General features: G+C 70.7%; 18 protein-coding genes. 8 read left to right on the top strand and 10 right to left on the bottom strand.

Annotated features, from left to right (window positions below; all coding sequences use genetic code 11):
* Positions 1-38: 38 nt before the first annotated feature.
* Together dnaE and N5I75_RS39960 are read right to left on the bottom strand one after the other, a co-directional pair.
* Positions 39-3,638: a DNA polymerase III subunit alpha gene (gene dnaE, locus N5I75_RS39965; protein ID WP_476685419.1), complete on the bottom strand. Its 3,600-nt coding sequence runs from the start codon at positions 3,636-3,638 to the stop codon at positions 39-41.
* Between the two features lie 218 nt (positions 3,639-3,856).
* Positions 3,857-4,591, bottom strand: a complete 735-nt coding sequence (locus N5I75_RS39960) for a TetR/AcrR family transcriptional regulator (protein ID WP_476685417.1) — start codon at positions 4,589-4,591, stop codon at positions 3,857-3,859.
* 117 nt (positions 4,592-4,708) lie between these two features.
* On the opposite strand from N5I75_RS39960, the gene N5I75_RS39955 reads away from it, so the two are divergent.
* Complete coding sequence (locus N5I75_RS39955; RefSeq protein WP_476685416.1) at positions 4,709-5,866, top strand: FAD-dependent oxidoreductase; 1,158 nt, start codon at positions 4,709-4,711, stop codon at positions 5,864-5,866.
* Here N5I75_RS39955 and N5I75_RS39950 read toward each other — a convergent pair.
* The gene (locus tag N5I75_RS39950; protein WP_476685414.1) at positions 5,847-6,596 is read right to left on the bottom strand and encodes a helix-turn-helix domain-containing protein; all 750 of its coding nucleotides are present in this window, start codon (positions 6,594-6,596) and stop codon (positions 5,847-5,849) included. The genes N5I75_RS39955 and N5I75_RS39950 overlap by 20 nt on opposite strands.
* 251 nt (positions 6,597-6,847) lie before the next feature.
* Here N5I75_RS39950 and N5I75_RS39945 point away from each other — a divergent pair, with 251 nt between their 5' ends.
* From N5I75_RS39945 to N5I75_RS39935, 3 genes are read left to right on the top strand one after another with little or no spacing between them, the layout of a single operon-like run.
* Positions 6,848-7,525, top strand: coding sequence for a DUF4097 family beta strand repeat-containing protein (locus tag N5I75_RS39945; protein WP_476685412.1), 678 nt, complete (start codon positions 6,848-6,850; stop codon positions 7,523-7,525).
* 54 nt (positions 7,526-7,579) lie between these two features.
* Positions 7,580-8,557 carry an ATP-binding cassette domain-containing protein gene (locus N5I75_RS39940; RefSeq protein WP_476685410.1) on the top strand — a complete coding sequence of 326 codons (978 nt, stop codon included), beginning with the start codon at positions 7,580-7,582 and terminating at the stop codon, positions 8,555-8,557.
* Positions 8,554-9,330, top strand: coding sequence for an ABC transporter permease (locus N5I75_RS39935; RefSeq protein WP_476685408.1), 777 nt, complete (start codon positions 8,554-8,556; stop codon positions 9,328-9,330). The genes N5I75_RS39940 and N5I75_RS39935 overlap by 4 nt, the downstream gene beginning before the upstream one ends.
* Positions 9,331-9,423: 93 nt before the next feature.
* On the opposite strand, the gene N5I75_RS39930 is transcribed toward N5I75_RS39935, so the two are convergent.
* Positions 9,424-10,110, bottom strand: a complete 687-nt coding sequence (locus tag N5I75_RS39930; protein ID WP_476685407.1) for a TetR/AcrR family transcriptional regulator — start codon at positions 10,108-10,110, stop codon at positions 9,424-9,426.
* A 134-nt stretch (positions 10,111-10,244) separates the two neighbouring features.
* On the opposite strand from N5I75_RS39930, the gene N5I75_RS39925 reads away from it, so the two are divergent.
* Positions 10,245-11,363 carry an FAD-dependent oxidoreductase gene (locus N5I75_RS39925; RefSeq protein ID WP_476685406.1) on the top strand — a complete coding sequence of 373 codons (1,119 nt, stop codon included), beginning with the start codon at positions 10,245-10,247 and terminating at the stop codon, positions 11,361-11,363.
* A 77-nt stretch (positions 11,364-11,440) separates the two neighbouring features.
* On the opposite strand, the gene N5I75_RS39920 is transcribed toward N5I75_RS39925, so the two are convergent.
* From N5I75_RS39920 to N5I75_RS39910, 3 genes are read right to left on the bottom strand one after another with little or no spacing between them, the layout of a single operon-like run.
* The gene (locus N5I75_RS39920) at positions 11,441-12,016 is read right to left on the bottom strand and encodes a transcriptional regulator (protein WP_394425806.1); all 576 of its coding nucleotides are present in this window, start codon (positions 12,014-12,016) and stop codon (positions 11,441-11,443) included.
* Between the two features lie 6 nt (positions 12,017-12,022).
* Entirely contained in the window at positions 12,023-13,729 is a 1,707-nt protein-coding gene (locus N5I75_RS39915; protein ID WP_476685404.1) for a helix-turn-helix domain-containing protein, read from the bottom strand.
* Positions 13,726-13,998, bottom strand: a complete 273-nt coding sequence (locus N5I75_RS39910) for a hypothetical protein (protein WP_476685402.1) — start codon at positions 13,996-13,998, stop codon at positions 13,726-13,728. The genes N5I75_RS39915 and N5I75_RS39910 overlap by 4 nt, the downstream gene beginning before the upstream one ends.
* Positions 13,999-14,199: 201 nt before the next feature.
* On the opposite strand from N5I75_RS39910, the gene N5I75_RS39905 reads away from it, so the two are divergent.
* Genes N5I75_RS39905 through N5I75_RS39895 form a run of 3 tightly spaced genes read left to right on the top strand, consistent with a single transcriptional unit; the run spans position 14,200 to position 15,772 of the window.
* Positions 14,200-14,664: a VOC family protein gene (locus tag N5I75_RS39905; protein WP_476685400.1), complete on the top strand. Its 465-nt coding sequence runs from the start codon at positions 14,200-14,202 to the stop codon at positions 14,662-14,664.
* Entirely contained in the window at positions 14,664-15,131 is a 468-nt protein-coding gene (locus N5I75_RS39900) for a helix-turn-helix domain-containing protein (RefSeq protein WP_476685398.1), read from the top strand. Before N5I75_RS39905 ends, N5I75_RS39900 begins: the two co-directional genes overlap by 1 nt.
* A gap of 5 nt (positions 15,132-15,136) precedes the next feature.
* Positions 15,137-15,772: a glyoxalase gene (locus N5I75_RS39895; RefSeq protein WP_476685396.1), complete on the top strand. Its 636-nt coding sequence runs from the start codon at positions 15,137-15,139 to the stop codon at positions 15,770-15,772.
* A 110-nt stretch (positions 15,773-15,882) separates the two neighbouring features.
* Here N5I75_RS39895 and N5I75_RS39890 read toward each other — a convergent pair whose 3' ends face one another.
* The 3 genes from N5I75_RS39890 to N5I75_RS39880 all read right to left on the bottom strand — a co-directional run bounded on the left by N5I75_RS39890 (position 15,883) and on the right by N5I75_RS39880 (position 19,248).
* The gene (locus tag N5I75_RS39890; RefSeq protein WP_476685394.1) at positions 15,883-16,260 is read right to left on the bottom strand and encodes a DUF6009 family protein; all 378 of its coding nucleotides are present in this window, start codon (positions 16,258-16,260) and stop codon (positions 15,883-15,885) included.
* Positions 16,261-16,423: 163 nt separating this feature from the next.
* Positions 16,424-18,121 (bottom strand): DNA primase family protein, encoded by a 1,698-nt coding sequence (locus N5I75_RS39885; RefSeq protein ID WP_476685392.1) that lies wholly within the window; start codon positions 18,119-18,121, stop codon positions 16,424-16,426.
* Entirely contained in the window at positions 18,118-19,248 is a 1,131-nt protein-coding gene (locus N5I75_RS39880) for a bifunctional DNA primase/polymerase (protein WP_476685390.1), read from the bottom strand. Before N5I75_RS39880 ends, N5I75_RS39885 begins: the two co-directional genes overlap by 4 nt.
* Positions 19,249-19,653 lie beyond the last annotated feature (405 nt).

Here is a 19,653-nt window from a genome sequence, read left to right as displayed (position 1 = left end):
AGGACACCCGGTGCACAATCCGCCGGTCACGGAGCCGCCTACGCCACCCCCACCCAGGCCTCCGCCCCGAACGTCCCCTTGATGTCCGACGCGATCGTTGCCGCGTTCACCATCGCGGGGAGTTCGTAGACGGTCGTCTTGCGGGGGCCACGGACCGCCACGTGGACCGGGTTCTGGCCCGGGTGGTCGCCCATGATGCGGCGGAGTTCGCCGATGAAGTGGTCGTTGATGCGGTGGTAGGGCACGTGGAGGCGGACCGGGGCCGCGCCCTCGCGCTCCGCGGAGGTGACGTCGAGGACCTGGAGCTCCTGGCCGAAGATGCTGATGGCGCCGTCGCGGTCGTTGATGCGGCCCTGGACGGAGATGACGCTGTCCTCGACGAGGGCGGCGGCGACGAGCTGGTAGGTGGCGGGGAAGAAGAGGACCTCGGTGGTGCCGTCGCGGTCGGCGAGGTTGACGATGGCCCAGGCATTGCCCTGCTTGGTCATTTTGGGCTGGACGCTGGTGATCAGGCCCGAGAGGCGGACCACGCCTTCGGTGCGGCCCGAGGAGAGCAGGTCGACGATCGTGGTGTCGCGGTTCGCGGAGAGGATGTGCTCCGTGCCGTCCAGGGGGTGCGCCGAGACGTACATGCCCAGCATCTCGCGTTCGGTGGCCAGGAGTTGCTTGCGCGGCCATTCGTCGTCGGTGATCGGGACCTCCAGGGTGAAGCCGCCGGAGGCACCGTCACCGTCGCCGCCCATGCCCGCGAAGAGGTCGTCCTGGCCGTACGCCGCCGCCTTCTTCAAGGGGACCACCGCGTCGATGGCGCTCTCGTGGGCGGCCGAGAGGCCCTTGCGGGTGTGGCCGAGCGAGTCGAACGCGCCGGATTTGATCAGCGACTCGACCGCCCGTTTGTTGAGCGCCGGCAGGTCCACCTTGTCGAGGAAGTCGGTGAAGGACGTGTACTTGCCCGCCGATTTGCGCGCCGTGATGATCGACTCGATGACGTTGTCGCCCACGTTGCGCACCGACAGCAGGCCGAAGCGGACGTCGTCGCCGACGGCCGCGAACTCCGCGAGGGATTCGTTCACGTCGGGGGGAAGGACCGTGACGCCCAGCTTGCGGGCGTCGGCGAGGTAGATGCCCGCCTTGTCCTTGTCGTCGCCGACCGAGGTGAGCAGCGCCGCCATGTACTCGGCCGGGTAGTTGGCCTTCAGGTAGGCCGTCCAGTACGAGACGAGGCCGTAGCCCGCCGTGTGGGACTTGTTGAAGGCGTAGCCGGAGAACGGGAGCATGACGTCCCAGATGGCCTTGATGGCCTCCTCGGAGTAGCCGTTGCCCACCATGCCGTCGTGGAACTTCTCCCACTCGGCGGCAAGGACTTCGGGCTTCTTCTTGCCCATCGCGCGGCGCAGCATGTCGGCGCCGCCGAGGGTGTAGCCCGCGAGGGTACGGGCGATCGCCATGATCTGTTCCTGGAAGATGAGCAGGTGGTGGGTGGAGCCGAGGATCGGGTCCAGGACTTCCTTCAGCTCCGGGTGGATCGGGTCCGGGTTCTGCTTCCCGTTCTGGCGCAGCGCGTAGTTCGTGTGCGCGTTGGCGGCCATCGGGCCGGGGCGGTACAGCGCCAGGGCCGCCGCGATGTCCTCGAAGCGGGACGGTTCCATGAGCTTCAGGAGCGCCCTCATGCCGCCGCCGTCCAGCTGGAAGACGCCGAACGTGTCGCCCCGGCCGAGGAGTTCGAAGGTCTTGCGGTCGTCCAACGGGATGACCGTGACGCTGTCGTCGCCGTTGCCCGGGTCGACCGTCGCCAGGCGTACGCCCCTGTTCTCGCGGATGTTCTTCAGCGCGTGGTCGATGACGCCCAGGTTCCGCAGGCCCAGGAAGTCCATCTTGACCAGCCCCATGTTCTCGCAACTGGGGTAGTCGAAGCCGGTGATCTTGACGCCGTCCTTGGCGCGCATGTGCAGCGGGATGCGGTCGGTCAGCTTCGTCTTGGAGAGGATCACCGCTGCCGCGTGGACGCCCGTGCCGCGCGTCAGGCCCTCCACGCCCTTCGCGGTGTCGATGACCTTCCTGACGTCCGGCTCGTTCTCGTACATCTGCCGGATCTCGCCGGCCTCGCCGTAGCGGGGGTGCGCGGAGTCGAAGATGCCGTCGAGCGGGATCGACTTGCCCATGATGTCCGGCGGCAGCGCCTTGGTGATGCGCTCGCCGTGCTGGAAGGGGTAGCCGAGGATGCGGGACGAGTCCTTGATCGCGTTCTTGGCCTTGATCTTGCCGAACGTGTTGACCATCGCGGTGTACTCGTCGCCGTACTTCTCGGTGACGTAGCGGACCATGGCGTCGCGCTGGCGGTCGTCGAAGTCGAGGTCGACGTCGGGCGGGTTGATGCGCTCGGGGTTGAGGAACCGCTCGAAGAGCAGGCCGTGTTCGAGGGGGCACAGCTCCGTGATGCGGGTCGCGTACGCGACGATCGAGCCGGTCGCCGAGCCACGGCCCGGGCCGACGGGGATGCCGCTGTCGCGGGCGTGGCGGCAGATGTCGGCGACGACGAGGAAGTACGAGGAGAAGCCCATCGGGCCGATGACCGTCATCTCGGTCTCGAAGCGCTCGACGACCTCGGCGGGGAGCGGCGAGCCGTAGCGCATGGCCAGGCCCTCCAGGCACTCCTTGCGCAGCCAGGACTCCTGCGTCTCGCCCTCGGGCACGTCCGGGTACTGCGGCATCTCGTCGACGTTTTCGAAGACGCTGTCGTAGGACTGGATGCGTTCGGCGATGAGGAGTGTGTTGTCGCAGGCCTCGGGGAGTTCGGAGAACAGCTCGCGCATCTCGGCGGCGGTCTTGAGATAGTAGCCGTCGCCGTTGAAGCGGAAGCGTTTCTCGTCCGCCTTGTTCTTGCCGACGCCGATGCAGAGCAGGTTGTCGTGCGCGTCGGACTGGTCCTGGTGGACGTAGTGCGCGTCGTTGGTGGCGAGGAGGGGGATGTCCAGGTCCTTCGCGAGGCGGAGCAGGCCCTCGCGGACGTCGCGCTCGATGGACAGACCGTGGTCCATCAGCTCCAGGAAGTAGGAGTCCTTGCCGAAGATGTCCTGGTAGGCGGCGGCGACCTCGCGCGCCTCGTCGTACTGGTTGAGGCGGAGGCGGGTCTGGACCGCGCCCGACGGGCAGCCGGTCGTCGCGATGATGCCCTCGGCGTGCTCGCTGATCAGCTCCATGTCCATACGCGGCTTGCCCGCCGGGAACTGGCCGGAATAGCTCGCTTCTGTGGACAGGTAGAAGAGGTTCTTGAGCCCTTCGACGTTCTCCGCCCACATCGTCATGTGCGTGAAGCGGCCGCCACCGGAGACGTCTTTCGAGCCTTCGCCGTCGTCCGACATGGCCCGCTGCCCGCCGGGGCCCCAGAACTCCTGCTTGCGGTTGCGGCGCGAGGACGGGGCGACGTACGCCTCGATCCCGATGATCGGCTTGACGCCGTCGAACCCCTTGCTCACCGTGTGGAACTCGTACGCCCCGAACATGTTGCCGTGGTCGCTCATCGCGACGGCGGGCATGGCTTGCCGGTCCACTTCCGCGAACATCGGCTTGAGTTTCTGCGCACCGTCGAGCATCGAATATTCGGTGTGATTGTGCAGGTGAACGAAGGAATCCGGCACCGGGAGGGCACCTCCGAGGGGTCGCGTGCGGGCGGCGGGGGCCCGGCTGCGAGCCGGGCTGGAGGCAGCACCCTAACCCCGGGGAGGCGGCCGTTTCAGGTGCTGTTCCGAGCCGTCCTCCGCGCTCTCGCGACGCGCCGTGGATGACCTCCCGGTCTCACTCCGGGAAGTCGTACAACTCCCCGGCGTGGCGCCGTGTCGCGTGTCGCGGGTGATCTTCAAAGGGGCGGCACAGCGGACCGGACGGACGGTGCGGCGAGCGAGGCCCTGATGCCGGTGAGGACGAGGTCGACGCCCGCGAGGAACTGCTCCCGGTCGTCGTGACCGGGCAGCTGGGCGGCGATGGCCCGCGCGAACGGGTACTCCTCGGGGTCGAGTTCCAGCCATGATCGCGACACGGTGTCGAGGTATGCGTCGCGGTCGGTGCCGGGGCCCAGGGCGCGCCCCGCCTCCGCGTTGGCGGCGTTCTGCCCGGCGGCGCCGAGGATGTGGTGCACCAGCGCCGAGGCCGCCGTGAACCAGCCCGCCTCCGGCACGCCGAGCGCCCGCACCTGGCGGCCGACGGCCTCGTAGATGCGGGGCGTGACGGAGTTCCGGGGGTTGCGGGCGAACTGGCCGGTGAGCTGGGTGGTGAGCCAGGGGTGGGCCTCGATGGCGTCGAAGAGGCCGAGGGCGATCGCGCGGACCGCGTCCTCCGGGTCTTCGACCGGGGCTTCCGGGTCGAGGGCCAGCGCGTCGGTGACCACGGCCTCCGTCGCGGCGGCCAGCAGCTCGCCCTTGTTCGCCACGTGCCAGTAGATCGCGCCCGGCCCCGTCGCGAACCGCTCGGTCAGCGCCCGGAACGTCAGCCCGCTCTCCCCCGCACCGTCGAGCAGCCCGACGGCGGCCTCGATGATCCGCTCACGGGAGAGGGCGTCCGTACGTCGCGGTGACCTGCGCTTCTGCGGTGGCATACGACCAGTCTGGCATGTCTGGAGCGCCGTTCCAACTTGACATTCATGGAGCGGCGTTCCAACACTGGAGACGAAGATTGGAACGGCGTACCAAAGCCAGAGCGAAGGAGACGGATCATGAACCCGCACACGACACCCCAGGCCCACGACCACCACGTCACGATCATCGGCGCCGGACTGGGCGGCCTCGTCCTCGCCCGCGTCCTGCACCTGAACGGCGTCCCGTGCACGGTCTACGAGGGTGAGGCCTCCGCCACCGCCCGCTCCCAGGGCGGCATGCTCGACATCCACGACGACACCGGCCAGCCCGCGCTCGAAGCGGCCGGCCTGACCGACGCGTTCCGCTCCCTGATCCTGGAGGGCCGCGAGGCGACCCGCGTCCTCGCCCCGGACGGCACCGTCCTCCTCGACGACGACAGCGAAGGGGGCCGCCCCGAGGTGCAGCGCGGCGAACTGCGCCGCATCCTGCTCGACTCGCTCCCTGCGGGCACGGTGCGGTGGGGCCACCAGGTCAGCGGCGTACGGGCCCTGGGCGCGGGGCGCCACGAGGTGACGTTCGCCGGCGGCGGCAGCGTCGAGGCCGGTCTGCTCGTCGGCGCGGACGGCGCCTGGTCCCGCGTACAGCCGCTGCTGAGCGAGGCGACACCCGCGTACATCGGGAAGTCGTTCGTCGAGACGTACCTGTACGACGCCGACGTCCGGCACCCGGCGGCCGCGAAGGCGGTCGGCGGCGGCGCCATGTTCGCGCTCGCGCCCGGCAAGGGGATCCAGGCGCACCGGGAGAGCGGCGGGACCCTGCACACGTACGTGGCGCTGACCGAGGAGCGGGAGTGGTTCGCCGCCGTCGACTTCACCGACCCGGCCGCGGCCACCGCGCGCATCGCCGGGGAGTTCGACGGCTGGGCGCCCGAGCTGACCGCGCTCATCACCGACGGCGAGACCGCGCCGGTCCTGCGCACCCTCAACGCCCTGCCCGCCGACCACCGTTGGGACCGGGTCCCGGGCGTGACCCTGCTCGGCGACGCCGCCCACCTGTCGGCGCCGAACGGCGAGGGCGCGAACCTCGCCATGTACGACGGGGCGGAGCTGGGCAGGGCGATCGCCGCGAGCGTCGAGGGCCGTACCGGCATCGAGGCGGCGCTCGCCGCCTACGAGCAGGCGATGTTCGCCCGCAGCGCGCGGGCGGCGGCCGACGGGGAGGAGCTGTTCGCGTTCATGTTCGGCGAGGACGCCCCGCGAGGGCTGCTCGCCATGTTCACGGGGTCGGCTGCATAGAGGCGTCGGAAGGCGTCGCCGGCTGCGAGTGGAGGATGTCGCGGGCCTGGTCGGCGGCGCGCAGCAGACTCTCGGAGACGAAGTCGAGGAAGCGCGCCATGTTCTCCAGGCGGACGGCGGCGGGGGTCCCGGCGCCGAGCGGGCCGACGCCCTCCCGCGCGGTGACGGCGAGTTGGGCAGTGGACTGGGCGCTCGCCACCATCGACTGGTACATGACGTCGTTGTCGACGATGTAGCGCTCGCGGCGCCGCTCGTCGCGCTCCCTGCGCACCAGGCCCTGGGTCTCCAGGAACGCGATCGCCTTCGACACCGTCGCCGGACTGACCTCCAGGCGCTGGACGAGTTCGGCGGCGGTGAGACTGCCCTCGTCCGTGACGAAGAGGCAGGCGAGCACGCGCGACATCATCTTCGGCGCGCCCGACGCCATCATGACGGTGGTGAACACCTCCTCGTACTCGCGTACCGCCTCGGCGTCGCGGCCATACGGCTGCGGCGCCGCTTGCGCGCCCCGGGGTGCGGCCGCCCGCTTGCGGCGGTGCGCGCGGTGCTCGGTGGCGCGGTGCGCGAGGTCGGCGCGGTAGGAGGTGGGGCCGCCGTTGCGCATGACCTCGCGGGTGATGGTCGAGGTCGGTCGGTCGAGGCGGCGGGCGATCTCCGCGTACGCGAGCCCGTCGGCGAGGCCCAGCGCGATCTGCTGGCGTTCCTGCTGGCTGAGCCTGCCTCCGGGCATCGCGGTCTCTCCTTCGGGGGTGCGGGTCGTATGGATGGAGCATAGCTTTCCCCGCACCTCATTGCAACAGCTGCCCCGCTGTACGTTGCGTTACACGCGTCCCCATTGCAACATTTTTGGGGCTCTGACGTGCACTTACTCCATCGACACGCAATGAGTGTGTTGCCAAAACTATGAACGCAACGTAGCTTTTCCATCATCGGAAACAGCGACCCGCACGGCGGAGCGCGAAGCAGTCGAAGGAGAGCGTCATGAGCGCCACGCAGAAGTTCGCCACCACCGCCCCCGTCTCCGCCGTCCTCGACATCCCCGCGGGCCGTATCCAGATCATCGCCGCCGACCGCGCCGACGCCACGGTCGAGGTCCGGCCGGCGAACCCCACCAAGAGCCGTGACACGAAGGCGGCCGAGCAGGTCAGCGTCGCGTACGAGGACGGGGTCCTGCGGGTCGCGGCCGCCCCGGCCAAGAACCGGCTCCTCGGCGCCCCCGGTTCGGTCGAGGTCACCGTGCAGGTGCCGACCGGCTCCCGCGTCGAGGCGAAGGCCGCGGCCGCCGAGTTCCGCGGCGTCGGCCGGCTCGGGGAGGTCGACTTCGACGGCGGCCACCGCTCGGTCAAGATCGACGAGACCACCGGCGCCCGCCTGCGCGGTCTCGACGCCGACATCACCATCGGCCGGCTCACCGGCCCCGCCGACATCAGCACGCAGCAGGGCAGCGTGCACATCGCCGAAGCCACCGGCGGCGTACTCACCCTCGGCACACAGCAGGGCGACATCACGGTGACCGCGGGGCGCGGCGTCTCCGCCTCGCTCGACGCGGGCACCGCGTACGGCCGGGTCAGCAACTCGCTGCGCAACGACGGCGGTGCGCCCGACCTGACCATCAAGGCGACGGTCGCCATGGGCGACATCACGGCCACCAGCCTCTGACCGCCACGCGCCACCCCCGCACCTCTCCCCCAACGTCTTGAAGGAGCACTCCTCATGAGCGGCTTGGCCATCGTGGCGAACGGACTGCGCAAGTCCTACGGCGAGAAGGTCGTGCTCGACGGCATCGACCTGAGCGTCCCGGAAGGCACGGTCTTCTCCCTGCTCGGCCCGAACGGCGCGGGCAAGACCACCGCCGTCAAGATCCTCTCGACACTGATCACGCCCGACGAGAGCTCCGGCGGCATCCACGTCGCGGGCCACGATCTGGCCACCTCAGCGCAGGCGGCCCGCGCGGCGATCGGTGTCACCGGCCAGTTCTCCGCCGTCGACGGACTGATCACCGGCGAGGAGAACATGCTCCTCATGGCGGACCTGCACCACCTGTCCAAGGCGGAGGGCAGGCGCGTCACCGCCGAACTCCTGGCCCGCTTCGACCTCGTGGACGCGGCGAAGAAGCCCGCCTCCACCTACTCCGGGGGCATGAAGCGCCGCCTGGACATCGCGATGACGCTCGTCGGCAGCCCGCGCATCATCTTCCTCGACGAGCCGACGACCGGCCTCGACCCGCGCTCGCGCCACACCATGTGGGGCATCATCCGCGACCTGGTCAACGACAGCGGCGTCACCGTCTTCCTCACCACCCAGTACCTGGAGGAGGCCGACGAACTCGCCGACCGCATCTCCGTCCTGAACAACGGCAAGATCGCCGCCGAAGGCACCGCGGAGCAGCTCAAGCGCATCGTCCCGGGCGGCCACGTCCGCCTGCGGTTCTCGGACCCGGCCGGCTACCGACACGCCGTCGAGGCGCTGGACGGCACCGTCCGCGACGACGACACCCTGTCGCTCTCCATCCCCAGCGACGGCAGCCAGCGCGAACTGCGCACCATCCTCGACCGCCTGGACGCGGCCGGCGTCGAGGCCGACGAACTGACCGTGCACACCCCGGACCTGGACGACGTCTTCTTCGCCCTGACCGGCCCCGAAGCCTCCTCCACCGCCGTTCCCGCCCAGTCGAAGGAGACCGTCCGATGAGCTCCCTGTCCCTCGCGGTCCGCGACTCGAACACGATGCTGCGCCGCAACCTCCTGCACGCCCGCCGCTACCCGTCGCTCACCCTGAACCTGCTGCTCACCCCGGTGATGCTGCTCCTGCTCTTCGTCTACGTCTTCGGCGACACGATGAGCGGCGGGGCGGGCCGCGACGCCTACATCGCGTACATCGTCCCCGGCATCCTCCTGATGACGATCGGCTCCACCGTCATCGGCACGGCGGTCTCGGTCTCCACCGACATGAGCGAGGGCATCATCGCCCGCTTCCGCACCATGGCCATCCACCGCGGCTCGATCCTCTTCGGGCACGTCGTGGGCAGCGTCCTGCAGACCCTGATCAGCGTCGTCCTCGTCGGCGCGGTCGGCGTGGCGATGGGCTTCCGCTCCACGGACGCCACCGCCCTGGAATGGCTCGCGGCGTTCGGCCTGCTCGCCCTCGTCACCGTGGCCTTCACCTGGATCGCCGTCGGCATGGGCCTCGGCAGCCCGAACGCCGAGGCGGCCAGCAACAACGCGATGCCGCTGATCCTCCTCCCCCTCATCTCCAGCGCCTTCGTCCCGCTGCACTCGATGCCCGGCTGGTTCCAGCCGATCGCCGAGTACCAGCCCTTCACCCCCGCGATCGAGACCCTGCGCGGCCTGCTCCTCGGCACGGAGATCGGCGACAACTGGTGGATCGCGCTGGCGTGGTGCGTGGGGCTCACCGCCCTGGGGTACCGCTGGTCCCGGGCCCAGTTCGACAGGGACCCGAAGTAGGGTCTGCGTCCCCGCGTACGAGAGTGAGATCGGCCCTGCCCCGGACGTCCGGGGCAGGGCCGATCTCGTTCCGCGCTCGATCCTCGTGCTCGTTCAGGGCCGTTCGAGCCGGGCGGCCACGGCGTCGAGGACCCACTCCAGGCCGGTCGCGAAGGAGGTCTCGGGGTCCGTGTCCGTGCCGTCGTACACGGCCTTCGACAGCGCCGGGAAGTCCCCCGTGGCCAGCATCTTCGTCAGATACGGTCCGGAAGCGCGCTGCCATGCGTGCCGGGACAGGCCCGTGGCCCGCTCGGCCCGGAGGTTGGTGATCTCCCGCCTGATCGCTCCGGTGAAGTAGGAGCTGACCGTCTCGACCGCCCGCATGACCGTGTCGATGTCGGCGAGGCCGTCGAGGGCGGACAGGGTGGCCTCGGCCACGGCGAGGCCGTTCGGCCCGAGAGCCGGGCGCAGGCCGAGCAGATCGGCCAGCCACTCGTGGCGCAGAGCGGTCCGCCTGGTGCCATGGGCGAGGTTGCTCAACGCCTCCCGCCAGTCGGCGGGCCGGCCCTCGGGGAGGATCTCCGCCTGGACCTCGTCCACCATGAGGTCGAACAGTTCTTCCTTGGTGGAGATGAATCCGTACAGCCGCATCGGCCCGGCGTTCAGCCGGGCGGCGACCTTGCGCAGCGACACCGCGTCGAGTCCGCCCTCGTCGGCCAGCGCGACGGCGGCGGCGACGATCCGCTCCCGGTCGAGCGGCACGGGGCGAGTCGGCGGCTCGGGCCGGTCCCACACAGTCATGGCCACATCGTACTGTTGCGATACGTCGTATCCAGTCAATACAGTGTATCGCCATGAGACCCCGTAGAACTCTCAGAAGACCTCTCAGACGACCTCTCAGACGACCTCTCAGATCTTGCAGACCGCGTATCGCGGTGGTGGGGAGCGGTCCCGGCGGCCTCGCCTTTGCCCGCGTCCTGCACCGTCACGACCACGCCGTCGACATCCTCGAACGCGATCCCGCGCCCGACGCGCGCCCCCAGGGCGGCACGCTGGACCTGCACGAAGGGCTGGGCCAACTGGCGCTGGACAAAGCCGGGTTGCTCGCGGAATTCGAGGCGCTGTCCCGGCCCGAGGGGCAGGCCATGCGCATCCTGGACACGGACGGGACCGTCCTGCGCGACTGGCGCCCCCGCCCCGACGAGCGGGCCAATCCCGAGATCGACCGCGGTCACCTCCGCGACCTGCTGCGCGGCCCGCTCGACATCCGGTGGGGGCAGGGCGTGACGCGGGTGGTGCCGGGCGCCCGGGGCGGCGTCCTGGTCCGCTTCACCGATGGCCGGCAGGAGGCGTACGACCTCGTGGTCGGCGCGGACGGCGCCTGGTCCCGGGTCCGCCCGGCGGTCTCCTCCGCGACGCCGCGCTACACCGGCGTCACCTACGTCGAGACCTCCCTGGACGACGTGGACGCCCGCCACCCCGCCCTCGCCCGGCTGGTCGGCGACGGCTCCATGGCGGTGTACGGCGTGAACCGGGGGCTCGTCGCGCAACGCAACAGCGGCGGGCACGTCAAGGTGTACGCCCAGTTCCGCGCGGAGCCGGACCGGCACACCGCCCTGGGCCCGGCCGACCCCGACCCCGACCCCGAGGCCGTACGAGCGAGGCTCCTTGCGCTGTTCGACGGCTGGGCCCCTCCCGTCCTCGACCTCCTCCGCCACGGCACCGCGTTCGTGCACCGCCCCCTGCACGTCCTGCCCGTGGCCCACACCTGGACCCACGTCCCGGGGGTGACGCTCCTGGGCGACGCCGCCCACCTGATGCCCCCGCTGGGCGCGGGCGCCAACCTCGCGATGCTGGACGGCGCCGAACTCGCCGAGGCCGTCACCACCGCCACCGGCCCGCAGGAGCTGGACGAGGCGGTCCGCGCCTTCGAGGAACGGATGTGGGCCCGGGCCGCCCGGTGGGCGGAGATCACGACGGCCGGCCTGGAACGCCTCGTCAGCCCGGACCCGGCCGCGGCCCTCAGCCTCTTCGACCAGGTCCAGCCTTCCTGAGCGTCCCGCTGATCGTGCTGACCGCGTGCTCGCGTGCTCGCGTGCTCGCGTGCTCGCGAGAATCGCTCGTGGAACCGCTACGCCGCGAAGCCGATGTTCATGACGTACTCGTACGCGCCGTACTCCGAGCCCAGGTCCGCCGTGATGTCGTCGAACCAGACCGAGTCCATCGCCTCCTCGTCGTCGGCCGCCCAGGCCTCGACCATGCGGTCCCAGCGGCGGACGTTCAGGGTCCGGAAGGAGACGTCGCGCTGGAGGGGGCGGGAGACCTGGGACTGGTTGACGGGGTGGAACTCGACGCGGGTGCCGCGGCCCTGGCGGTTGAGGCGCTGGAGGAGATGGCGGGCGACGTTGCGGCGGCGCACACGGCGGTACGCCGCGTCCAGTTGCGCGAGGCTCTTGCGGGAAGGGCTCGCCTTCCCCTCCGACCAGCGCTTCAGCGTCCGGTCCGTCACCGTCAGACCCGCCTCGCGGGCCTGGGCGCGGGCGTGCGGGGTGCGGGTCAGGTAGTTGAGGCGGGCCAGCATGCCCCGGCGGGTGGTGACCGGGCTGGCGATGAACCCGGCGAGCGTGTCGAGCTGCCGGGCCGCGGCCTCGTAGCCCTTCAGGCCCTGCGCGCCGAACTTGCCGAATTCCAGGTTGCGTTGGGGCATCCCGGGCTACGCCTCCGCCTCGTCCTGATCGTCGTTGTCCTGGTCGTCGTCGTCCTGATCGTCGTCGTACGCGGTCCCCGCCGTGTACACGTCCTTCACCTTTACCTCCGTGACCGCCCGTCCCTCGGGAAAGACACGGCGCCAGTCGCCGATGACGTGGAGTTCGTCGGTACCCATGGCGCGTACGACCGTCAGGCCCTCCTCGTGGGCCTTGAGCGCCTTCATCCAGAGGTTGGCGAACGCCTGCGAGCGGATCAGGTGCATCCAGTCCGGGCGGTACAGCTCCCGGTTGTAGTTCGACTCCCCCATCGTGGAGACGAACTTGGAGTACATGGCCTTGACGTACTCGAGCGTCACGTCGTCATTCTGGTCGATCGCCGTGTCGCGGGCCTCCTTCAGCGCCACCCGGAACTTCTCCAGGAGGCCCTCGGTCGCACCGGACGTGTACGACTCGTGGATCTCCGGCGGGTCGCACAGGCCGTACTTCGGGCCCGAGAGGCGCAGGAGGAGGCGGAGGGTCGGTTCCGTCACCCAGAGGGGGCCCGGTTCGTCGCGCTGGCCGATCGGGTTCGGGAGCGCCGCCTCGTGGTCCCAGTGCGGCGGCGTGATCAGGTGGACGCCCGCGCGGCGGCGGTCGTGGTCGAAGCCGGTGGAGTGCTCCAGCTGGCCGAGGGGGAGGTGGGTCTTCAGGGCGGAGAGGTAGGCGCCGTTGATGTCGAGGGCGGTGACCTCGTGGGCGCCCGGGGGCAGCTCCGACCGCGTCCACTTGGGGCGCGCCTCCCAGATCTGGTCGGCGCCGCGCGACGTCTGCTTCTTCAGGACGTCCGGCATCCAGGGGTGCGCGATGACCTCGTACCGGCCGCCTTTGCGCGTCTCGTCGAGCAGCGCCATGGCGTCCGGGATCGCCTTCTTCAGCAGCTCCGCCGTGGCCGCTTCGACGTCGCCGCCGTGGTCGGCGAGGGTGGCGCGGACCCGCTTCGCGATGAGGCCGGAGGGTTCGGTGGGCGCCGGCTGGAAGGCGCGGCGGGCCGGGGAGGGGGTGGTGCGGGTCTGCGAGGACGGACGGGTTTTCGAGCGCGCCTGGGATGCCGACGCCGGCTTCCCGCGTACGGGGGTGGAGGCGGGGGCCGACCTCTTCGGTGCCGGTGCCGGTGCGGGTGCCGGTGCCGGTGCGGGTGTGGATGCCGGTGCGGGTGCGGGTGCGGATGCGGATGCGGGCATAGGTGCAGGCGTAGGTGCGGGTGCCGATAGTGGCGCCGGTGCGGTTGGCCGCGTACCCCCGCCGCAGTCCGCCGGGTCCAGGTGCTGGGCGAACCCGGCGACCCTCTGGCCCGCCAACTCGCCGCACAGCACGCAGGGTTCGGGCGCAGCCAGGGTCTCCACGTCATCATCGTCAGCGCCGACGGGGACGGTTGGCCCGGGGCCGGACTCCGGCCCCGGCTCCGGCTCCGGCTCCCCCGGACCCTCCTGCTCGGCGAGCTTCGCGCTCAGCCCCTCCAAGAGGTACGCGTACTTCGTACGGACCTCACCCGACGGGTCCCGGTCCGACTCCCAGGCGCTGAGCGTCGACGGGCTCACACCGAGCGCCCGCGCCACCTGGACCTTCGGCAGCCGGGCCTGTTCGCGCAGGGCGCGGCGGACCTCGGGGGCGGGGAGCGGGACCTCGGGCGCGACCGAGGCGAGGAGGGAGTCGATGGCGTCGAAGTCGCTCACGTGCCGTCCGCCTTCCGCCTGGCCCGGCGGCGTTCCGCGAGGGCCGGGGTGACCGTCTCCTTCACCCGCTGCTCGCCCCAGCCGGTGAGCTGGGCGGCGCGGCCGATGCGCCCGTGGGCGGGGCGGCCGGTCACCGGGTCCCGGGACAGATACGTACGCAGCGCCGCGGCGACGCGGGCCTCGGCCGCGCGCAGATCGGCCACCGCGTCGGCGAGTTCACGCTCGTCGGCGCCGCTCGCGCCGTCCCGGTCCGTCCTCTTCACCGTCACCCACGCAGTGTCGGCAATTCCACGACGCAGGTCAATTCGTGGACTGTACGAATTCTCGGACAGTCCACGAAAACCGGGAAAGGCCCGTCACGCCGAAGGAACCGACACGAGAAGGGACCGACACGAGAAGGGACCGACACGGGAAGGGACCGATCAGGATCGGAGAAGCCCGACCCCCACCCCCGCGGCTAGCGTGGCGTCATGGATCTCCGCATTCACACCACCGTCCTCCCGCACGACGACCCGGACGCCTCCATGGCCTTCTACCGCGACGTCCTCGGCTTCGAGGTCCGCGGCGACGTCGGCCAGGGCAAGATGCGCTGGATCACCGTCGGCCCCGCGGGCCAGCCCGACATCTCCCTGCTCCTCGCACCGCCCGCCGTCGACCACGGGATCAGCGAGGACGAGCGCCGCACCATCGCCGAGATGATGGCCAAGGGCACCTACGGCTGGATCCTCCTGGCCACCGGCGACCTCGACGCCACCTTCGAGAAGCTGCAGTCCAGTACGGCCGAGGTGGTCCAGGAACCGACGCTCCAGCCGTACGGGGTCCGGGACTGCGCGTTCCGCGACCCGGCCGGAAACCTGGTCCGCATCCAGGAGGTCGAAAAAGTCCGGGAAGACCGGGAAGACCGGGAAGACCGGCGGGCCGGGGACGCCAAGTGATGTGCCACCCCGCGTTACGGCGCGCGCTGATCGCCGCCCAGCACCTGCGCGACCTCGCCCGGCTGCGCCGGGTGCGCGACCGGATCGACCGCGAGTACGCGCGTCCGCTGGACGTCGAGGAGCTGGCCCGCGCCGCGGGCCTGCCCCCGGGGCAGCTCAGCAGGCAGTTCCGGCTCGCCTACACCGCGTCCCCGTACGCGTACGTGATGACGCGGCGTGTGGAGCGGGCGATGGCGCTGCTGCGCCGTGGCGACCTCGACGTCCCGGCGGTCCGCCGGGCGGTCGGCTGCGGTGCGGCGCCGGGCGCCTTCGGCGAGCGGTTCACCGAGCTGGTCGGCATGGACCCGGAGACGTATCTGCTGCGCGCCGCGACCGCCCCGGACGGGCTGCCCTGGCGGGTGGCGGGACGGGCGACGGTATCGAGCAGGAATGAAGAAGCCACCGCCACCGAGCCACAACTAGCGTGATCGGCATGACGCATTCACTCACCTCCGTGACCCTCGAAGTGGCCGACCCCGCAGCCGCCGAACGCTTCTACTCCGCCGCCTTCGGGCTCGGCCCGCGGCTGCGGCTGCGCGCCTCCGAGGCGCCCACGACCGGCTTCCGCGGCTTCAGCCTCTCGCTGACCGTCGCCCAGCCCGCCGACGTCGACGCCTACCTCGGCGCGGCCCTCAAGTACGGCGCGAAGGCCCTCAAGCCCGCCGCCAAGTCCCTGTGGGGCTACGGCGGTGTCGTCCAGGCTCCTGACGGCACGATCTGGAAGGCCGCGACCACGGCCAAGAAGGACTCCGGACCGGCCAGGAAGGAGTTCGAACAGATCGTGCTGCTCCTCGGCGTCGAGGACGTCAAGGCGAGCAAGCAGTTCTACGTCGAGCAGGGCCTGAGCGTCGGCAAGAGCTTCGGCAGCAAGTACGTCGAGTTCGCCTCCGAGGAGGGCGCCGTGAAGCTCGCGCTCTACAAGCGCCGCGGCCTCGCCAAGGACGTGGGTGTGGACGCCGACGGCAGCGGCTCGCACCGCATCACCCTCGGCGGGACCACGGCCGCGCCCTTCACCGACCCGGACGGTTTCGCCTGGGAGCCGACGCCGGTCACCTCGACGCCCTCCTGAGCGCTGCCCGTCCCCCGGTTCGTACCTGTCGTCCGCCACGGCTCGTCCGCCAGGACGTACGAACGGCGGTGTGCTGAAACAGAGGTGGGGTGAAACGTCCCGCCCCGTGCCTAGGACGATGCGGCGGTGAGCTGCCCCCGCTGCGATCGGGGCGTCTTCATGCCGACCCGGCCGGGCTCGATCGTGCGCGGGTCGACGGCCTCGCCCGGGGCGCCGACCTCGTAGGGGCCTGTCGGCGCGTTGGGGCGGTCGTGCGGGAGGAGGAAGAAGGTGCGGCGCTCGAACAGTCCGCTGTCGGGGTCCTTGTCGGCGCCCGGCAGCAGGTTGGCGTAGCCGATGATGCGGCCGTCGCGCTCGTAACGGGGCTTGCCACGGCGCCGGGTCGACTTGTCGAGGGCCTGGCGTACGTAGTCGAGGTTCTCGGTGCTCTCGAGCCAGACCACGGCTTCTTCGTCGGCGAGCTGGCTGTCCTGCAGCATCGAGCTCATGACCGCAGACCCTCCTGATTTTCCTGGACCGGGCACCGGTCCGCGCGTGTGGCGGTCACGCCATGTGTTCTCTTCCCCCTGGGTTGGCTCGCGTTAAGGTCGCCAACGCCATGGTACGGGCAGCACCCGTACCCGCCCAGGGCGATGTCAGGCCTCACCCGCCTCACCGGCCCCCTCCCCCACTCTGCGTGTTCGACTCGGCGTGCGAACCGTGCGCACCTTGCGCGCCGTCGGGCAGAAGGGCGAGGCCCGGGTAGAGCTTGCGGTCGTTGTTCTTGATCATTTCGGCCGGGGAGGCGAGGCCGAGGTCCTGGCGGATGCGGCTGGCGAAGGCGCGGCTGGAGGAGGGCCTGATGGACTCATCGGCGCACCAGCGGCAGTACGTCTCGTAGAGCAGTTTCTGTTCGACCCGCAGGTCGGGGTTGGGGCGGCCGTCCTCGCCCTTGGTGCAGCACTCGCCGATGAAGCGCCCGATGTGGTCCTCGGTCGTCTCGTACGCGGCCGTGGCCAGGCGCACCGAGACGGGGCCGTGCAGCGGGTCGCGGGTGTCGAGGTAGCGCTTGGCCCCCTCGATCAGCCAGTGCAGGATGCCGGGGCCCTCGTCGCGCACGAGCTCCACAGCAAGGTTGTCGATCTTTCGCTCGTTGGGCACGACACGTTCGAACGGAATCAGCCGCATACGGCGCCAGAAGGCATGGCCGCCGGTGCCGACCTCGGGGCGGTGGTTGCCCAGGAGCCACAGTTTGTGGGTCGGCGTGAACGAGAAGAAGTCCTGCCGCATCCGGCGGGCGGTGATCTTGTCGCCGCCCGTGAGGAGCTTGACGCGGGCCTCGTTGAACTTGTCGTTCGGCTTCAGCTCGCTGCAGACCACTATCCGGCGCCCGTGCAACTCGGTGAGTTCGGTGGAGTGTTCGGCGAACTTGCCCTTCTCCATGAGGAACCCGGGCGGCGCGGCGTTGGCGTAGTCGCCGAGGACCTGCGTCATGACGTCGAGCAGCACCGACTTGCCGTTGGCGCCGGAGCCGTAGAGGAACGGCAGCACCTGGCCGCCGACGTCACCGGTGATCGAGTAGCCCAGGAGCACGTGCAGGAAGCGCGTCGTCTCCAGGCCCTTCTCGTCGTCGCCGAAGGTGTCGCGCAGGAACCGGTCCCAGCGCGGAATCGGCATCTTCTGCGGGGCGACCGTCGTGGCGCGCGAGTGCATGTCGGTGAGCGCGTCGGGCTTGCGCAGGGCGCCGGTCTTCAGGTCGACGACGCCTGCCGGGGTGCACAGGGCGTAGATGTCACCGTCGAGGACGTCGGGGTCGAGGCTCAGACTGGGCGCGGCCTGCGCCTGGTGCAGGAGCGCCTTCATGCCGGCGGTGGACTGCGTACGCCTGCGGTGCATGAGCAGGTCGCGGTTGCTGAACAGGCCGCGCGGGTCGCTCGCCGGGATCTGTTCGGCCATGTCACCGGCCGCCCACAGCGCCGCCTTCTCGCCGCCCGTGCGCTTCCACCGGTACTGCTCCCAGCAGTACCAGCCCAGGCCCTCCACGTGCCGGAAACGGTCGCTGAAGAGGCGCGCGAACAGCTTGGCGTTGCCGCGGTCGGTCAGCTCGTCGGGGAACAGGCCGCCGGGCGCGCCCTCGTCGACGACGGCGGCGTGCTCCACGGGGACCTCACCGGAGCCCGCGGCGCGGGACCGGTCCTGCTGCGCCGGAACGCGGGACCGGCCGCGCCCGGAGCCGTCCGGGCCGGAATCCGCACGCGTGTCCAGGTCCAGATCCAGATCCAGGTCGAGGCTCTCCTGCCGGATCTCCCGCTGGATCTGTTCGGCGGCGGCGACGGCGTCGAAGCGGGGTGGCTGCTCCTCACTGCTCATGAGCGTCCTCGGGGGTGGAACGGGCGCTGGGCGCCTGCGGACAGAGCGGACTCGATGACGGCGAGGTTGCGCCGCTCCTGGTGCGGCCGGGCCTGCCGCGCCGCCGCCTCGAGCAGGCCGCGCACCTCCGCCTCCGCGAGATGACCGCCGTGCACCAGACCGCCCGCGGCGTACGCGGCCCGGTTCAGCTTCTCCGTGAAGCCGGCCCCCTCCGGGGTCGCCGCACAGGCCGTGACCTCCGCGAGCAGCGGCTCCAGGATCCGGTTCGCCGCGGCGGGGGCACGCCGCCCCGATACGCGAGCGGCGACAGGGACACCAGTGGCGACAGAGCCTCCAGAGACGGCAGAGGCACCGGAACGGGCCTGAGGCGGCTCCTGCGCCCCGCGGACGTGCCCGGTGCGGGCGAGCTCGTCGGCGAGCCACTGCGGCAGCGAGGCGGGCGTACGGGCCTCCCCCACGCGCGTGTAGCGCCCCGCGGCCGTACGGGTCGCGGGCGCGACGATGTAGCCGTTGTCCGAACGGATGTCGACCTGCCAGGCGAGGGCTGTTCTCGGGCTCGATCCGGTGGACGACCTGTAGCGGGTCCCCGGACGAGGATTTCGGTACCAGATGTGCAGCCCCCCGGATGGTGTTCGAATGCGCAGCGTGCCCTCGTCCTCGGCAGGAGAGGGCGTCCCCCGCAGCGCGGCCAGCAGTGCCAGCGTGTCAAAACCTGTGGCCAGACCGGCTAGATCCACTTTCGGCCCGATCGGAATACCAGGCAACAGGCGGGAGCGGTCCGGTACGTGCGCGGCGTGCGCGTCCACGTCGATGACGACGAGGTCGGCGGGCCCGCAGGAGACCCCGACCCCGAACCTCGGCTGCGCGCCCCACCAGGCGTCGATCCGCTCCAGGGACGTCGTGGCGGCGTGGAAGCCGTGGCACCAGCGCCCGGCCCGGATGCACGGACATTCCGCGGGAGGGTGCCGGTTCTCCCTGCAGGCCTCGCAGTTGGCGGCGGGCGTCTTCTGCCGGGGCGCCAGCGGATGCACGGGCCACCCCGCCCGTGCGCACCAGCGGGCGACAGCGTGGGGCTGCTCCGCGGCCCTTTCCGGGGCCGGCGAGCTGGACGCAGGCTGACGCGGCACTACTTGTCCTCGGAAGTCCTTGGTCAAAGGTTGACTCGTCGCCGCCCAGTTCCTGACAAAAACCTGTGGCCAGCGGGGGTTTCCCGACGGCCAACGGGACTGAAGGGACTGAGTTTCCGACAATGCGCTGCCGAGACTAGCGCACCCCAGGACCCGCTCAGTATGCCCCCGCGCGTCGTCGAAACTACAGTCCCGTCAGTCCCGCGTACGGGCATACCGCGCAATCCTGACTAGACGCCCCATCCCGGGCGCGCTCTCACGGGACTGAAGCACTTCCCCGATCCCGTTCAGTCCCGCACGGGCTTCAGTCCCGTTTCAGTCCCGTGGACATAAGCGCAGGTCAGGGGGGTTCACCCAAAAAATCACGGGACTGACGGGACTGAACCCTCCCCTTATAAGCTACGT

This window comes from Streptomyces sp. R818, from assembly GCF_056172735.1.
Note: the sequence above shows the minus strand (reverse complement) of the source record. Positions and strands in the feature narration are given on the sequence as shown.

Coding starts and splice junctions, on each gene's coding strand:
- N5I75_RS39900 (WP_476685398.1), top strand. CDS start 14,664: ATGTGCCACCCCGCGTTACGGCGCGCGCTGATCGCCGCCCAGCACCTG.
- N5I75_RS39940 (WP_476685410.1), top strand. CDS start 7,580: ATGAGCGGCTTGGCCATCGTGGCGAACGGACTGCGCAAGTCCTACGGC.
- N5I75_RS39885 (WP_476685392.1), bottom strand. CDS start 18,121: ATGAGCAGTGAGGAGCAGCCACCCCGCTTCGACGCCGTCGCCGCCGCC.
- N5I75_RS39945 (WP_476685412.1), top strand. CDS start 6,848: ATGAGCGCCACGCAGAAGTTCGCCACCACCGCCCCCGTCTCCGCCGTC.
- N5I75_RS39935 (WP_476685408.1), top strand. CDS start 8,554: ATGAGCTCCCTGTCCCTCGCGGTCCGCGACTCGAACACGATGCTGCGC.
- N5I75_RS39960 (WP_476685417.1), bottom strand. CDS start 4,591: ATGCCACCGCAGAAGCGCAGGTCACCGCGACGTACGGACGCCCTCTCC.
- N5I75_RS39955 (WP_476685416.1), top strand. CDS start 4,709: ATGAACCCGCACACGACACCCCAGGCCCACGACCACCACGTCACGATC.
- N5I75_RS39920 (WP_394425806.1), bottom strand. CDS start 12,016: ATGCCCCAACGCAACCTGGAATTCGGCAAGTTCGGCGCGCAGGGCCTG.
- N5I75_RS39905 (WP_476685400.1), top strand. CDS start 14,200: ATGGATCTCCGCATTCACACCACCGTCCTCCCGCACGACGACCCGGAC.
- N5I75_RS39895 (WP_476685396.1), top strand. CDS start 15,137: ATGACGCATTCACTCACCTCCGTGACCCTCGAAGTGGCCGACCCCGCA.
- N5I75_RS39890 (WP_476685394.1), bottom strand. CDS start 16,260: ATGAGCTCGATGCTGCAGGACAGCCAGCTCGCCGACGAAGAAGCCGTG.
- N5I75_RS39930 (WP_476685407.1), bottom strand. CDS start 10,110: ATGACTGTGTGGGACCGGCCCGAGCCGCCGACTCGCCCCGTGCCGCTC.
- N5I75_RS39950 (WP_476685414.1), bottom strand. CDS start 6,596: ATGCCCGGAGGCAGGCTCAGCCAGCAGGAACGCCAGCAGATCGCGCTG.